Origin of the sequence: Klebsiella sp. KTE92, from assembly GCF_000398905.1 — a bacterium.
Lineage (GTDB): Bacteria > Pseudomonadota > Gammaproteobacteria > Enterobacterales > Enterobacteriaceae > Klebsiella > Klebsiella variicola.
The window spans coordinates 4,253,955-4,268,934 of the sequence record NZ_KB976100.1 but is presented as its reverse complement, the minus strand read 5'-3'; the positions used below and the strand labels follow the sequence as shown (position 1 = coordinate 4,268,934).

General features: G+C 58.3%; 9 protein-coding genes. 7 read left to right on the top strand and 2 right to left on the bottom strand.

All coding sequences use genetic code 11. The annotated features are described in order from the left end of the window. Window positions 1–4: 4 nt before the first annotated feature. Together gudD and A1WC_RS05565 are read left to right on the top strand one after the other, a co-directional pair. Entirely contained in the window at window positions 5–1,345 is a 1,341-nt protein-coding gene (gene gudD / locus A1WC_RS05560; RefSeq protein ID WP_008806250.1) for a glucarate dehydratase, read from the top strand. 72 nt (window positions 1,346–1,417) lie between these two features. Continuing rightward, window positions 1,418–2,557 carry a glycerate kinase gene (locus A1WC_RS05565; protein ID WP_008806249.1) on the top strand — a complete coding sequence of 380 codons (1,140 nt, stop codon included), beginning with the start codon at window positions 1,418–1,420 and terminating at the stop codon, window positions 2,555–2,557. A gap of 157 nt (window positions 2,558–2,714) precedes the next feature. On the opposite strand, the gene barA is transcribed toward A1WC_RS05565, so the two are convergent. Continuing rightward, window positions 2,715–5,465 carry a two-component sensor histidine kinase BarA gene (gene barA / locus A1WC_RS05570; protein WP_012967327.1) on the bottom strand — a complete coding sequence of 917 codons (2,751 nt, stop codon included), beginning with the start codon at window positions 5,463–5,465 and terminating at the stop codon, window positions 2,715–2,717. A 112-nt stretch (window positions 5,466–5,577) separates the two neighbouring features. Here barA and rlmD point away from each other — a divergent pair, with 112 nt between their 5' ends. The 5 genes from rlmD to eno all read left to right on the top strand — a co-directional run bounded on the left by rlmD (window position 5,578) and on the right by eno (window position 13,742). Further along, window positions 5,578–6,882, top strand: a complete 1,305-nt coding sequence (gene rlmD, locus A1WC_RS05575; protein ID WP_008806247.1) for a 23S rRNA (uracil(1939)-C(5))-methyltransferase RlmD — start codon at window positions 5,578–5,580, stop codon at window positions 6,880–6,882. A 121-nt stretch (window positions 6,883–7,003) separates the two neighbouring features. Continuing rightward, window positions 7,004–9,241, top strand: a complete 2,238-nt coding sequence (gene relA, locus A1WC_RS05580; protein ID WP_008806246.1) for a GTP diphosphokinase — start codon at window positions 7,004–7,006, stop codon at window positions 9,239–9,241. A gap of 412 nt (window positions 9,242–9,653) precedes the next feature. Continuing rightward, window positions 9,654–10,445, top strand: coding sequence for a nucleoside triphosphate pyrophosphohydrolase (gene mazG, locus A1WC_RS05585; RefSeq protein ID WP_016161725.1), 792 nt, complete (start codon window positions 9,654–9,656; stop codon window positions 10,443–10,445). Between the two features lie 280 nt (window positions 10,446–10,725). Beyond that, a complete protein-coding gene (gene pyrG / locus A1WC_RS05590; RefSeq protein WP_008806244.1) occupies window positions 10,726–12,363 on the top strand; it encodes a glutamine hydrolyzing CTP synthase in 1,638 nt (545 codons plus the stop codon). Window positions 12,364–12,443: 80 nt separating this feature from the next. Continuing rightward, window positions 12,444–13,742 carry a phosphopyruvate hydratase gene (gene eno, locus A1WC_RS05595; RefSeq protein ID WP_008806243.1) on the top strand — a complete coding sequence of 433 codons (1,299 nt, stop codon included), beginning with the start codon at window positions 12,444–12,446 and terminating at the stop codon, window positions 13,740–13,742. A gap of 63 nt (window positions 13,743–13,805) precedes the next feature. On the opposite strand, the gene A1WC_RS05600 is transcribed toward eno, so the two are convergent. Then, window positions 13,806–14,915, bottom strand: a complete 1,110-nt coding sequence (locus A1WC_RS05600; protein WP_008806242.1) for an SDR family oxidoreductase — start codon at window positions 14,913–14,915, stop codon at window positions 13,806–13,808. Window positions 14,916–14,980: the final 65 nt, after the last annotated feature.

Genomic DNA, 14,980 nt, shown 5'->3' with positions numbered 1-14,980 from the left:
TGCTATGACGACTTTCACTTCAACGCCCGTTGTTACGACCATGCAGGTGATCCCGGTTGCCGGCCATGACAGCATGCTGATGAACCTGAGCGGCGCGCACGCCCCGTACTTCACCCGCAATATTGTGATTATCAAAGATAACGCCGGGCATACCGGCGTCGGCGAAATCCCCGGCGGCGAAAAAATCCGCCAGACCCTGGAAGATGCCGCGCCGCTGGTGGTGGGCAAAACGCTGGGCGAGTACAAGAATGTGCTGGGCGCGGTGCGCAACCAGTTTGCCGACCGCGACGCCGGGGGCCGCGGCCTGCAGACCTTCGACCTGCGTACCACCATTCACGTGGTAACCGGGATTGAAGCGGCGCTGCTGGACCTGCTGGGCCAGCACCTTGGCGTCAATGTCGCTTCCCTGCTTGGCGATGGCCAGCAGCGCAGCGAAGTCGAAATGCTGGGCTATCTGTTCTTTGTCGGCAACCGCCACGCCACGCCGCTGGCCTACCAGAGCCAGCCGGATGAGCAGTGCGAATGGTATCGCCTGCGCCATGAAGAGGCGATGACGCCGGATGCGGTGGTCCGCCTGGCGGAAGCGGCGTATGAAAAATATGGCTTCAACGACTTTAAGCTGAAGGGCGGTGTGCTGGCCGGTTTTGAAGAAGCTGAGGCGATCAGCGCCCTGGCGAAACGCTTCCCGAATGCCCGCGTCACTCTCGACCCGAACGGCGCCTGGCTGCTGGAGGAAGCCATCCAGATTGGTAAACAGCTGAAGGGCGTGCTGGCCTATGCGGAAGACCCATGCGGCGCCGAACAAGGTTTCTCTGGCCGCGAAGTGATGGCCGAGTTCCGCCGCGCGACGGGCCTGCCGACCGCGACCAATATGATCGCCACCGACTGGCGACAGATGGGCCATACCTTGTCCCTGCAGTCGGTGGATATCCCGCTGGCGGACCCGCACTTCTGGACCATGCAGGGGTCGGTGCGTGTGGCGCAGATGTGCCATGAGTTCGGCCTGACCTGGGGATCGCACTCCAATAACCACTTCGACGTGTCGCTGGCGATGTTCACCCATGTCGCGGCAGCGGCGCCGGGCAAAATCACCGCGATTGATACCCACTGGATTTGGCAGGAGGGCAACCAGCGTCTGACCAAACAACCTTTTGAAATCAAAGGCGGTATGGTGCAGGTACCGAGTACCCCGGGCCTGGGGGTTGAGCTGGATATGGACCGCGTGATGCAGGCAAATGAGCTATATAAGAAACATGGTCTTGGCGCCCGCGACGATGCGATGGCGATGCAGTATCTGATCCCGGGCTGGACCTTTGACAACAAGCGTCCATGCATGGTGCGCTAAATGGCCGCCGGCCTCTGCGGGGGCCGGCATTGCGCGACAGCGCCAGGGGTTGGCTCAGAGTAAGGACAGCACATGAAAATAGTGATCGCACCGGATTCCTGGAAGGAGAGTCTGAGCGCGCTGGAAGTGGCCACGGCGATAGAGCAAGGCTTTCGCGAGATTTATCCTGACGCGGAGTACGTCAAGCTGCCGGTTGCCGACGGTGGTGAAGGGACGGTGGAAGCCATGGTGGCGGCGACCGGCGGGCATCAGGTTCCGCTGACGGTCACCGGGCCGCTGGGTGAACCGGTTGAGGCATTTTATGGGCTGTCCGGCGATCGCCAGTGCGCCTTTATCGAAATGGCGGCAGCCAGCGGACTGGAGAGTGTCCCGCCGGCGCAGCGTAATCCGCTGCTAACAACTTCCTGGGGGACCGGGGAGCTGATCCGCCACGCGCTGGACGCCGGCGTGCGGCAGATCATTATTGGCATTGGCGGCAGTGCGACCAATGACGGCGGCGCCGGGATGGCGCAGGCGCTGGGGGCGAAACTGTTGACCGCCGACGGCCAGCAAATCGCCTCCGGGGGCGGCGCGCTGGAGACGCTGGCGCGTATCGACCTTAGCGAACTCGATCCGCGGCTGGCAGATTGCCGGATTGAGGTTGCCTGCGACGTCACCAACCCGCTAACCGGCCCGCAGGGGGCCAGCGCGGTGTTCGGCCCGCAAAAAGGGGCGACGACGCAGATGATCGACCGCCTCGACAGCGGCCTGCTGCACTATGCCCGGATAATCGCCCGTGATTTAGATATCGATGTGCTGAGCCTGGAAGGCGGCGGCGCGGCGGGCGGCATGGGGGCGGCGCTGTATGCGTTTTGTGGCGCAACGCTGCGCCCGGGCATTGAGATCGTCACCGATGCGCTGCAGCTGGCGACGCGGGTGGCGGATGCCGATTTAGTGATCACCGGCGAAGGGCGTATCGATAGCCAGACGATCCACGGCAAGGTGCCGGTGGGGGTAGCTAAGGTGGCGAAGCGTTTTAACGTTCCGGTGATTGGGATTGCCGGCAGCCTTACCGCCGATGTCGGGGTGGTGCATCAGCACGGACTGGATGCGGTATTCAGCGTGTTATATACCATCTGTACCCTGGATGAAGCGCTGGCCAATGCCGCCGCCAACCTGCGGATGACGGCGCGTAACGTCGCCGCGGTTTTGCAGATGGGCGATAAGCGGTAACCCGGCTGGCGCAGTGGTATTTGTAACCCGGATAAGGTGCGTAGCACCGCGATCCGGGAACCATCCCCGGTGGCGCTTACGCTTACCGGGGCTACCAACCGAGTACTGGACCGTAGGGCGTAGCCTGGATGAGGCGCGTAGCGCCGCTATCCGGGGTTTACACGCCCATCCGGCACGCTTCGCGGGCCACATTATCCATCTCGTCTAACAGCTCGAGCAGCTCCGGCTCCAGGTCCTCGGCGGCGGTACCCGACCGCAGCTGGCTCTCCAGGGTGTGGCACAGCTTTTTCAACCGCGGCACGCCGCTGTAGCTGCAGCTGCCGTGCAGCTTGTGGATCAGATCCACCAGCCCTTCCGGCTGCTCGCCCACCAGCTGCTCTTCCACTTTATTACGCACCTCCGGCATAAAGGCGATCAGCATCTGCAGCATCTCCCGCGCCAGATCCGGCTTCATGGCGGCCTGACGCAGCGCCAGCTGCCAGTCAAGCGTCAGGTTATGGTCGATGACCGGCTCTGCGGGCGGTAGCGCCGCCGGAGCGACGCTGAGCAGGCCGGGCTGATAGCGCAGCAGCAGAGCGTGCAGTTTCTCTTCTTCGATTGGCTTCGCCAGATAATCGTTCATGCCGGCGCTCAACAGCTTCTCCCGCTGGCCCTCCAGGGCGTGCGCGGTGACCGCAATCACCGGGGTTTGCTGATGATGCGACAGATGATGAATCAGCTCGCAGGCGCGGATGCCGTCCATATCCGGCATCTGAATATCCATCAGGATCAGATCCATCTGCAGCCGCTTGGCCTGGTCCACGGCCTGCTGGCCGCTGTCGCAGAGGATCACCTGCTGCACAAGGTCGTCCAGCAGGGCGCCAATCAGCTTCAGGTTAGCCGGATTGTCGTCGACGGCCATCACGGTCATCGGCAGCTTATGGCTGTCGGTTTGCGTCAACGGCGCGGAAGCCGGCGCATGATTGGTGGCCATCAGCGCCGGCAGCAGGCGGGTGGTAGTGAGCGGTTTCAACAGGCAGGCAGCGACGCCGTCGCGCTTCAGGGCTTCGGCGCTGACCTGGGCATGACATGGCAGAGCGAGCAGCACGTTGTCAGACATCGCGCAGGCTTTGACTAATTTTTCCCGGTGCGGCGACAAATCGCGCATTGAGACCGGGATGCCGACCAGCAGAATGTCGTACTGCGCTTCCGCCAGCGAGGAGAAGGTAGGGCTGTAGATCACCTCCAGCGGCGTGGCGGCCAGCATCTCCAGCGTACATTGCGCCGCCGTCGCGTTGGCTTCCACATAGGCCAGACGTTTGCCCGTCAGCCCGTCGGTGTTCAGCATATCCGGAATGGCGTTCGGGTTGAGATCAAGGCTGATATGGAACCAGAAGGTGGAGCCGCGGTTCGGCTGACTGTGGAACGAAATATCGCCGCCCATCTCTTTGACCAGACGCTGGGTGATCACCAGCCCAAGCCCGGTGCCGCCGTGCCGGCGTGAAATGCTGGCATCGGCCTGACGGAAGGCCTGGAACAGTCGGGACTGGTCGCGTTCGGGGATGCCGATGCCGGTATCGTGGATCTGAATTTCGATCTGTACCCGCGAGTTGCTGATGGCCCGCTGCTCCACCAGCACGTCGATATTGCCGTGCTCGGTGAATTTAATCGCATTGCCCACGAGGTTGGTCACAATCTGCTGCAGACGGAGCGGATCGCCAATGACGTTATCCGGCACATTGTTCTTAATGTTCAGCGTCAGCTCCAGCCCTTTATCATGTGCGGAATGCGCCAGCAGGGTGACCACTTCATCAAGCGAGGTGCGCAGCAGGAACGGAATACTCTCCAGAATCAGCTTCCCGGCTTCCAGCTTGGAAAAGTCGAGCACGTCATTGATGATCGCCAGCAGATTATTGGCCGAACGTTCGATGGTGGTCAGGTGGTCGCGCTGCGTGGCGTTGAGATCGGTTTTCAGCGTCAGGCGGGTAAAGCCGATCACCCCATTGAGCGGGGTGCGCAGTTCGTGGGACATATTGGCCAGGAACTCAGACTTAATGCGCGCCGCCTCCTGGGCGCGCTTTTTCGCCAGGTCCAGCTCAACGTTCTGGATCTCCATCTGCTCAAGGGTTTCCCGCAGATCGGAGGTCGCCTGGTCGACGTTGTGCTGCATCTCCTCATGGTAGGCCGCCAGCGACATGGCCATCGAGTTAATGCCGTTTTTCAACATATCCAGTTCGCCGAGCATAAAACCCTCGACCCGGCTGTCCAGCTGTCCGCGGCGGATACGGTCGACGGTGTTGACCATATTGCGGATAGGCCCGGTGACGTCGCGCATCAGGCGCCAGCCGAAGATTAGCGCGATGCCAATGCAGAACAGCATCATCACACTGGAGATGAAAATCTCTTTGTACTGCTGGAGGCGGACTGATTTCAGATCCAGCTCCAGCGCGACGTAGCCCAGCATATTGCCCGGCATTTTGGCGTCAGATTCGGGGGACTCATCGGGAGAATAGCTTTCCGAGACGATCGGCGTGCGCAGGATCATGATGTCGCCGTCGCGGATGACGCTGAGATGGCGGGGAAATGCCTCGCCTTTCGGGATCTGCAGTTCGCTGGGGTTGAGCTGGTAATTGGAGGTGACAAACAGCCGGTTATGCGAATCATACACCGAGATGGCCCGCACGATCTCCGAATGACGCCGATGCAGGACGCTGATCAGCTGGCCGATGGATTCGCGGTTTTGCAAATTCATCCCATATTCGCTGGAGACCGCCAGCGGCTCAATAATGCTGGCGCCGGCGTCCTCCAGCTGGCGTTGCAGGTCGTTATAACGATGAGCGACAAAGAAAATACTGAGCAACAGCCCAATCAGGACGGTTGGCGCCAGTATCAGAATCATCATGCGAGCACGCAGGCTGTAGTTGGTCATGCGGTTCCATTATGGGAGAATATAGACATCATCGTTCTGTGCGCGTCGGTGCGCTTCGTGGCACTGCCGCCCTGAACGAGCTCGTTTTATTTGATTGAGACAACTCTCTACGATGGCGCAATTCTACTCTGCAAAACGGCGTGTGACGACGCGCCAGATCATAACCGTTACAGTCAATGACCTCGATCCCTTTGGTCAGGGCGTTGCCCGCCACCAGGGAAAGGCGCTGTTCGTGAGCGGTGTGCTGCCGCAGGAGCAGGCCGAGGTGGTGCTGGTGGAAGACAAAAAACAGTACGCCCGCGCCCAGGTGAAACGCCGTCTAACCGACAGCCCGCAGCGCCAGGCGCCGCGCTGCCCGCATTTTGGCGTCTGCGGCGGCTGCCAACAGCAGCATGCCAGCGTCGCGCTTCAGCAGCAAAGTAAACGTGCCGCGCTGGCGCGGCTGATGAAGCGTGAGGTGGATGAGGTCATCGCCGGCGTGCCGTGGGGCTACCGCCGTCGCGCGCGCTTAAGCTTGAATTATCAACCAAAGACCCAACAATTGCAGATGGGTTTTCGCCAGGCCAACGCCAAAGCGATCGTCGATGTGGTGCAATGCCCTGTTTTGGTGCCCCAACTTGAGGCATTGCTGCCTGCCGTGCGCGAGTGCTTAAGCGCGCTGAGCGCATTACGCCACCTCGGTCACGTCGAGCTGGTGCAGGCGGACAACGGCCCGCTGATGGTGCTGCGCCATACCGCTGCCCTGCCAGCGGGCGACAGGGAAAAACTGGAACGCTTTTCGCAAACTCACGGTCTTTCCCTGTACCTCGCGCCGCAAAGCGAGATACTGGAACATATTCATGGCGAAGCGCCATGGTATACCTCAGACGGACTACGCTTAGTGTTCAGTCCGCGGGATTTTATCCAGGTCAACGACGGCGTGAATCAGCAGATGGTGCGTACTGCGCTGGAATGGCTGGATCTGCAGCCAGAGGACCGGGTACTGGATCTGTTCTGCGGGATGGGTAACTTTACCCTGCCGCTGGCGACGCGAGCCGCCCACGTGGTGGGGGTGGAAGGGGTGCCCGCGCTGGTAGAAAAGGGGCGGGAAAACGCCGCCCTCAATGGTTTATCAAATGTCACTTTCTTCCATGAAAATCTGGAAGAGGATGTCACCCGTCAGGCCTGGGCGAAGCACGGCTTTGATAAAGTGCTGCTGGACCCGGCCCGCGCCGGCGCGCCGGGCGTGATGCCGCATATTATAAAACTGGCACCGCGGCGGGTGGTGTATGTTTCCTGCAACCCGGCGACGCTGGCGCGAGACAGCGAAACCCTGTTGCAGGCTGGATATCAGATTCAACGCCTGGCGATGCTGGATATGTTCCCGCATACCGGTCATCTGGAATCAATGGTGTTGTTTGAGCGCAGGCTTACATAAGGTCATTCACAACGTCGCAGAAGAGCCACCCTGGCCGTCAATGCTGACGCGACCTGCAGGATGACATGTAGAAAGTTGAGGCTTGCCGACTTCGGCAGGCCGGTCCCTTAAGGAGAGGACAATGGTTGCGGTAAGAAGTGCACATCTTAATAAAGCTGGTGAATTTGACCCGAAGAAATGGATCGCGAGTCTGGGGATTTCCAGCCAGCAGTCGTGTGAGCGCTTAGCCGAAACCTGGGATTATTGTCGCGAAAAAACGCAAGGACACCCGCAGGCAGACCTGCTGCTGTGGCGTGGCGTCGAAATGGTGGAGATTCTGTCCACCCTGAGTATGGATCTCGATACGCTGCGCGCGGCGCTGTTGTTCCCACTGGCGGACGGTGAAGTCGTTAGTGAAGAGGTCATGCAGGAGAGCGTGGGTAAATCGGTCGTGACCCTGATTCACGGGGTGCGGGACATGGCCGCTATCCGCCAGCTAAAAGCCACCCATAACGACTCGGTATCTTCCGAGCAGGTGGATAACATTCGCCGCATGCTGCTGGCGATGGTTGACGATTTCCGCTGCGTGGTCATCAAGCTTGCTGAGCGGATCGCGCATCTGCGCGAGGTCAAAGACGCGCCGGAAGATGAACGCGTGCTGGCGGCGAAAGAGTGCACCAATATCTATGCGCCGCTGGCGAACCGCTTAGGTATCGGCCAGCTGAAGTGGGAGCTGGAAGATTACTGCTTCCGTTATCTGCATCCGGCAGAATACAAGCGCATTGCTAAACTGCTCCACGAACGCCGTATCGACCGTGAGCATTACATCGACGAGTTCGTCGGTCACCTGCGCTCGGAGATGAAAGCCGAAGGCGTCAAGGCGGAAGTCTATGGCCGGCCGAAGCACATCTACAGCATCTGGCGCAAAATGCAGAAAAAACACCTCGCGTTTGACGAGCTGTTTGACGTTCGCGCGGTGCGCATCGTGGCCGAGCGTTTGCAGGATTGTTACGCCGCGCTGGGGATCGTCCATACCCACTATCGCCACCTGCCGGATGAATTCGATGACTACGTGGCCAACCCGAAACCCAACGGCTATCAGTCTATTCATACCGTGGTGCTGGGCCCGAGCGGCAAGACGGTGGAGATTCAAATTCGCACCCGGCAGATGCATGAAGATGCTGAGCTTGGCGTGGCTGCGCACTGGAAGTACAAAGAGGGGGCGGGAGCGGGCACCGGCGGTGGCCGTGGCTATGAGGACCGCATCGCCTGGCTGCGTAAGCTGATTGCCTGGCAGGAAGAGATGGCCGACTCTGGCGAAATGCTCGACGAAGTGCGCAGTCAGGTTTTCGACGATCGGGTGTATGTCTTTACACCGAAAGGCGACGTGGTGGACCTGCCAGCGGGGTCGACGCCGCTCGACTTTGCCTACCATATCCACAGCGACGTCGGCCATCGCTGCATCGGCGCCAAAATTGGCGGCCGTATCGTGCCGTTCACCTATCAGCTGCAGATGGGCGATCAGATTGAAATTATTACCCAGAAGCAGCCGAACCCGAGCCGCGACTGGCTGAACCCTAACCTCGGCTACGTGACCACCAGTCGCGGACGCTCGAAGATCCACGCCTGGTTCCGTAAACAGGACCGCGACAAGAATATTCTCGCCGGTCGGCAGATCCTCGACGACGAGCTGGAGCATCTGGGCATCAGTCTTAAGGATGCGGAAAAACACCTGCTGCCGCGCTACAACTTCAACGAGCTCGATGAACTGCTGGCTGCCATTGGCGGCGGCGATATCCGTCTCAACCAGATGGTCAATTTCCTGCAGGCGCAGTTCAATAAACCGAGCGCCGCTGAGCAGGATGCGGCCGCGCTGAAGCAGCTGCAGCAGAAAACCTACGCCCCACAGAACCGCACCAAGGACAATGGCCGGGTGGTGGTGGAAGGGGTAGGCAACCTGATGCACCATATTGCCCGCTGCTGCCAGCCGATCCCGGGCGATGAGATCGTCGGCTTTATCACCCAGGGGCGCGGGATTTCCGTGCATCGCGCCGACTGCGATCAGCTGGCTGAACTGCAGTCGCATGCTCCGGAGCGCATCGTCGATGCGGTATGGGGTGAAAGCTACTCGGCGGGCTACTCGCTGGTGGTCAGGGTGGAGGCGAACGATCGCAGCGGTTTACTGCGCGATATCACCACCATCCTCGCCAATGAGAAGGTGAATGTGCTGGGTGTCGCCAGCCGCAGTGATACCCGTCAGCAGCTGGCAACCATCGATATGACCATTGAGATTTACAACCTGCAGGTGCTGGGCCGGGTGCTTGGTAAGCTCAACCAGGTGCCCGATGTCATTGACGCGCGCCGTCTGCACGGCGGTTAAGCCCTCTCCAGGCCAGGTCAATGAATGACCGCTGGGGCAATGGCTGCTGAAACTGCCGGCGTTGGCGGCCTCAAAATCGCTGAGACGTTCCCGGAAGGCAGGGGCAGCCCGCATGGATGCGGGCTGAGGGCCGTGTTTTGCAGGGACGCTGCCTCGGCCCGACCCGAAGCCTGCAGGGATAAGTCGAAGGCACCGCGCAGCGGCGATTTTGCTGGCCGGAGCCCGGGGGTACAGGGGGCGGCGGCGACTGGCCGCCTCCTGTGCGCTCCCTGTACCACAGGAGACATATGGCAGAACATTTACCGGGAGCGCAAAGTACGCTGGAGTCACACGTGAAAAACGCTTTTCCCGGGCTCAAAAGTTGCAAACCGATATCAATTTCTACCATTTTTTACATTTCCAGGATCCTCACATGACCCAAATCGACCGCCTGCTCGGCATTATGAAGCGCCTGCGCGACCCGGAAAACGGCTGCCCGTGGGATAAAGAGCAGACCTTTGCCACTATCGCCCCTTACACCCTTGAGGAGACCTACGAGGTCCTCGATGCTATCCAGCGGGAAGATTTTGACGACCTGCGCGGTGAGCTGGGCGATCTGCTGTTCCAGGTGGTGTTCTATGCGCAAATGGCGCAGGAAGAGGGACGCTTTAACTTTGACGATATCTGCGCCGCCATCAGCGACAAGCTGGAGCGTCGCCATCCCCATATTTTCGCTGATGCTACCGCAGGAAACAGCAGCGAAGTCCTGGCGCGCTGGGAGCAGATCAAAAGCGCGGAGCGGGCGGAAAAAGCCCAGCACTCGGCGCTGGACGATATTCCCCATAGCCTGCCGGCGCTAATGCGCGCGCACAAAATCCAGCGCCGCTGCTCGGCGGTCGGTTTCGACTGGACCTCGCTGGGCCCGGTGCTCGACAAGGTGCATGAAGAAATTGATGAAGTGATGCATGAAGCGCAGCAGGCGGTGGTGGATGAAGCAAAACTGGAAGAGGAAGTGGGCGATCTGCTGTTTGCCACGGTGAATTTATCCCGTCATTTAGGGGTCAAAGCCGAGGTGGCGCTGCAGAAAGCAAACCGCAAATTTGAGCGTCGCTTCCGCGAGGTCGAGCGCATTGTCGCCGCCCGCGGCCTGGAAATGACCGGCATCGACCTCGATACCATGGAAGAAGTGTGGCAGGAAGTAAAACGCCAGGAAACTGATCTCTAACGAGTTTTCGTGATCAAGCGCGATTTGTGTGATTTTATAAATAACAAGCGCTTGATTTACGTCAAAAACATTTCGCCAAAAGCGTCTATTTTCTCTTTCCGTTATGTCGTTGAAACACCATGTAGCCTGCCTCTTCGAGTTGTTCGAGTCGCAACACAGGTGCAACTTGAAGAACGAAGGGGAGGGGAAGAATGAAAGTTTGTGGCGTCACGCATGTTCGGGTATACTACTTTCCCGTCCTGGTTATTCCATCGTTTTACCCTAACTTCTCAGGTTCAGCATGACAACGAACTATATTTTTGTGACCGGCGGGGTCGTATCCTCTCTGGGTAAAGGCATTGCCGCAGCCTCCCTGGCAGCCATTCTTGAAGCCCGTGGTCTCAACGTGACCATCATGAAACTGGATCCGTATATCAACGTCGATCCGGGCACCATGAGCCCAATCCAGCATGGGGAAGTGTTCGTTACTGAAGACGGCGCAGAAACCGATCTGGACCTGGGCCACTATGAGCGTTTCATCCGTACCAAGATGACGCGTCGCAACAACTTCACCACCGGCCGTATCTACTCCGACGTACTGCGCAAAGAGCGCCGTGGCGACTATCTGGGTGCCACCGTTCAGGTTATTCCGCACATCACCAACGCTATCAAAGAGCGCGTACTGGCGGGCGGCGAAGGCCATGACGTCGTACTGGTGGAAATCGGCGGTACCGTAGGCGATATCGAATCCCTGCCGTTCCTCGAAGCCATTCGTCAGATGGCGGTAGAGATCGGCCGCGAGCATACCCTGTTTATGCACCTGACCCTGGTGCCGTACATGGCCGCTGCGGGCGAAGTCAAAACCAAGCCGACCCAGCACTCCGTGAAAGAGCTGCTTTCCATCGGTATCCAGCCAGATATCCTGATCTGCCGCTCAGACCGCGCGGTTCCGGCCAACGAACGAGCCAAAATTGCTTTGTTCTGTAACGTTCCGGAAAAGGCTGTGATTTCTCTGAAAGACGTCGATTCCATTTATAAAATTCCGGGCCTGTTGAAATCTCAGGGGCTGGACGATTATATTTGTAAACGATTCAGCTTAACTTGTCCGGAAGCAAACCTGGCCGAATGGGAACAGGTAATCTATGAAGAAGCCAATCCGGCAGGCGAAGTCACCATTGGTATGGTCGGTAAGTACATTGAACTGCCGGATGCCTACAAGTCGGTGATTGAAGCGCTGAAACACGGTGGTCTGAAAAACCGCGTGACCGTCAACATCAAGCTGATCGATTCGCAGGATGTGGAAACGCGCGGCGTCGAAATCCTCAAGGATTTAGATGCTATCCTTATCCCGGGCGGCTTCGGCTACCGCGGTGTGGAAGGTAAGATCGCCACCGCGCGCTATGCGCGTGAGAACAATATTCCTTATCTGGGCATCTGCCTGGGTATGCAGGTTGCGCTGATTGAGTTCGCGCGCAACGTAGCGGGTATGGAAAACGCCAACTCGACGGAATTTGTGCCAGACTGTAAATACCCGGTTGTGGCCCTGATTACCGAATGGCGTGACGAAGATGGCAACGTTGAAGTCCGCTCCGAGAAGAGCGATCTGGGCGGCACCATGCGCCTGGGCGCACAGCAGTGCCAACTGGATGATGAATCTCTGGTGCGCCAGCTGTACGGCGAGCCGACCATCACCGAGCGCCATCGTCACCGCTACGAAGTCAACAACATGTTGTTGAAACCGATTGAAGCTGCTGGTCTGCGCGTTGCGGGCCGTTCCGGGGATGATCAGTTGGTCGAGATCATCGAAGTGCCGAACCATCCGTGGTTTGTTGCCTGCCAGTTCCACCCGGAGTTTACTTCGACGCCGCGTGATGGGCACCCGCTGTTTGCTGGCTTTGTGAAAGCCGCGAGCGAGTACCAGAAGCGTCAGGCGAAGTAAAAGAGTTAGAACGGCAATGCACCCAACTGGGTGCATTGTTTGTCTGGAGTTTTAGTTTAACTTGTACTGAGGAAAACCTAATGTCCAAAATCGTTAAAGTCATCGGTCGTGAAATCATCGACTCCCGTGGTAACCCGACTGTTGAAGCCGAAGTACACCTGGAAGGTGGTTTCGTCGGTATGGCAGCTGCTCCGTCAGGTGCTTCTACTGGTTCCCGCGAAGCGCTGGAACTGCGCGATGGCGACAAATCCCGTTTCCTGGGTAAAGGCGTAACCAAAGCTGTTGCTGCGGTAAACGGCCCGATCGCTCAGGCAATCCTGGGCAAAGATGCTAAAGATCAGGCTGGCATCGACAAGATCATGATCGACCTGGACGGTACTGAAAACAAATCTAACTTCGGTGCGAACGCTATTCTGGCAGTTTCTCTGGCAAACGCCAAAGCAGCTGCAGCGTCCAAAGGCCTGCCGCTGTACGCGCACATCGCGGAACTGAACGGCACTCCGGGCAAATACTCCATGCCGGTTCCGATGATGAACATCATCAACGGTGGTGAGCACGCTGACAACAACGTCGACATCCAGGAATTCATGATTCAGCCGGTTGGCGCGCCGACCCTGAAAGAAGCCGTACGCATGGGTTCTGAAGTGTTCCATCACCTGGCGAAAGTGCTGAAGTCCAAAGGCATGAACACTGCCGTTGGTGACGAAGGCGGCTACGCGCCGAACCTGGGTTCTAACGCCGAAGCACTGGCTGTTATCGCTGAAGCGGTTAAAGCTGCTGGCTACGAGCTGGGCAAAGACATCACCCTGGCGATGGACTGTGCAGCATCTGAATTCTACAAAGACGGTAAATACGTTCTGGCTGGCGAAGGCAACAAAGCGTTCACCTCTGAAGAGTTCACTCACTTCCTGGAAGACCTGACCAAACAGTACCCGATCGTCTCCATCGAAGATGGCCTGGACGAATCTGACTGGGACGGTTTCGCATACCAGACCAAAGTACTGGGCGACAAAATCCAGCTGGTTGGTGACGACCTGTTCGTAACCAACACCAAGATCCTGAAAGAAGGCATCGAAAAAGGCATCGCTAACTCCATCCTGATCAAATTCAACCAGATCGGTTCTCTGACCGAAACTCTGGCTGCCATCAAGATGGCGAAAGACGCTGGCTACACCGCTGTCATCTCTCACCGTTCTGGCGAAACTGAAGACGCGACCATCGCTGACCTGGCTGTCGGTACCGCTGCAGGCCAGATCAAAACCGGTTCTATGAGCCGTTCTGACCGCGTTGCTAAATACAACCAGCTGATTCGTATCGAAGAAGCGCTGGGTGAGCAAGCGCCGTTCAACGGTCGTAAAGAGATCAAAGGCCAGGCATAATCCTGTCTTTGTGAAATAATAATGCCAGCCTCAGGGCTGGCATTTTTTTTACCTCGTCGGCGATTATTTAAAATCGACGGCCATTTGCTGGGGGATCGACAGCCCGCGAGTGGTCTCCACGCAGCGGTCGATGTAATCCGTAAAACGCGGTGGTTTTGGCATTCCCATGCTCAACAGCTTGTCGTTACTAAAGCGCACATTCAACGTAGCGAACGCGCCATATAAGCGCATGGCTTTCAGCATCAGACGTTCATTGCATGGCCCAAATATCCCTTTCAGTTCACGACGCATTTTGACCAGCGTGTCATAGCTGACCTGGGCGTACTTATCCCCCACCGGGGCCTGTTCGAGGGCCTGAGCCATCGCCCGGTCGATTTCGGCAAACTTCACGCTATTCTCCTCCCCGGCAGAGATGTGCACCACTTCGCCGTGAGCCAGCGGCTGGTTAAGCAGCATCAGCAGGGCATCAGCGCAGTAGTCCACCGGGATGACATCGATTCGGTCCTCCATGGAACATAAAAATTTCTGCAGCATCAGCCCCATGCTGAACACCCAGAAAATACTGCTGGAAGGCCGGCAGCCGTGATGGGTATGACCCACCACGATAGAAGGGCGGGCAATGACCAGCGGCAGTGTAGGGCAATGCTGCTGCATCAACTGCTCGATGGTTGATTTCGAGTGGGTGTATTCCACCAGGTGCTCAGCGCGTTCCCGAAACTCCGCGCTTTCGGCGACCAGTGAATCCGGCTCAGGTGAGCAGGACATGGCTGTGCCGACGTGCAGAAAACGCTGCAGACCCTCAACCTGCGCCATCCGTTGCGCCAGGCGCAGCGTACCCTCAACGTTAACCTTCCAGATGAGCGGGTTGCTGCCAAACGAGGCGACAGCGGCGCAGTTGAGGACATGCGTCACCTGATCGAGGCGCGGATCGTTAAGAAAATGCTCCGGAGAAGCGAGATCGCCCAGCAGGATATGCTGCGGGTGAAGCATCGCCAGCTTCTCCTCGGCGATGTTGAACTTACGCATGTTCTCTTTGACCCGTTCGAGGCCTGCCTCGGGGCTATCAGCACGCACGAGCAGTAGCAGATCTAACCGGGTTTCCTGATGGAGTATTTTCTCTAACGCGGCACCGCCCAGAAACCCCGTAACGCCGGTAATTAATAATGTGGTCATAAACGCTATCTCATTATGGTTGGTCTGCGGGATTCTAGGCGGGCAAAAGTAAACGACGATTAAAT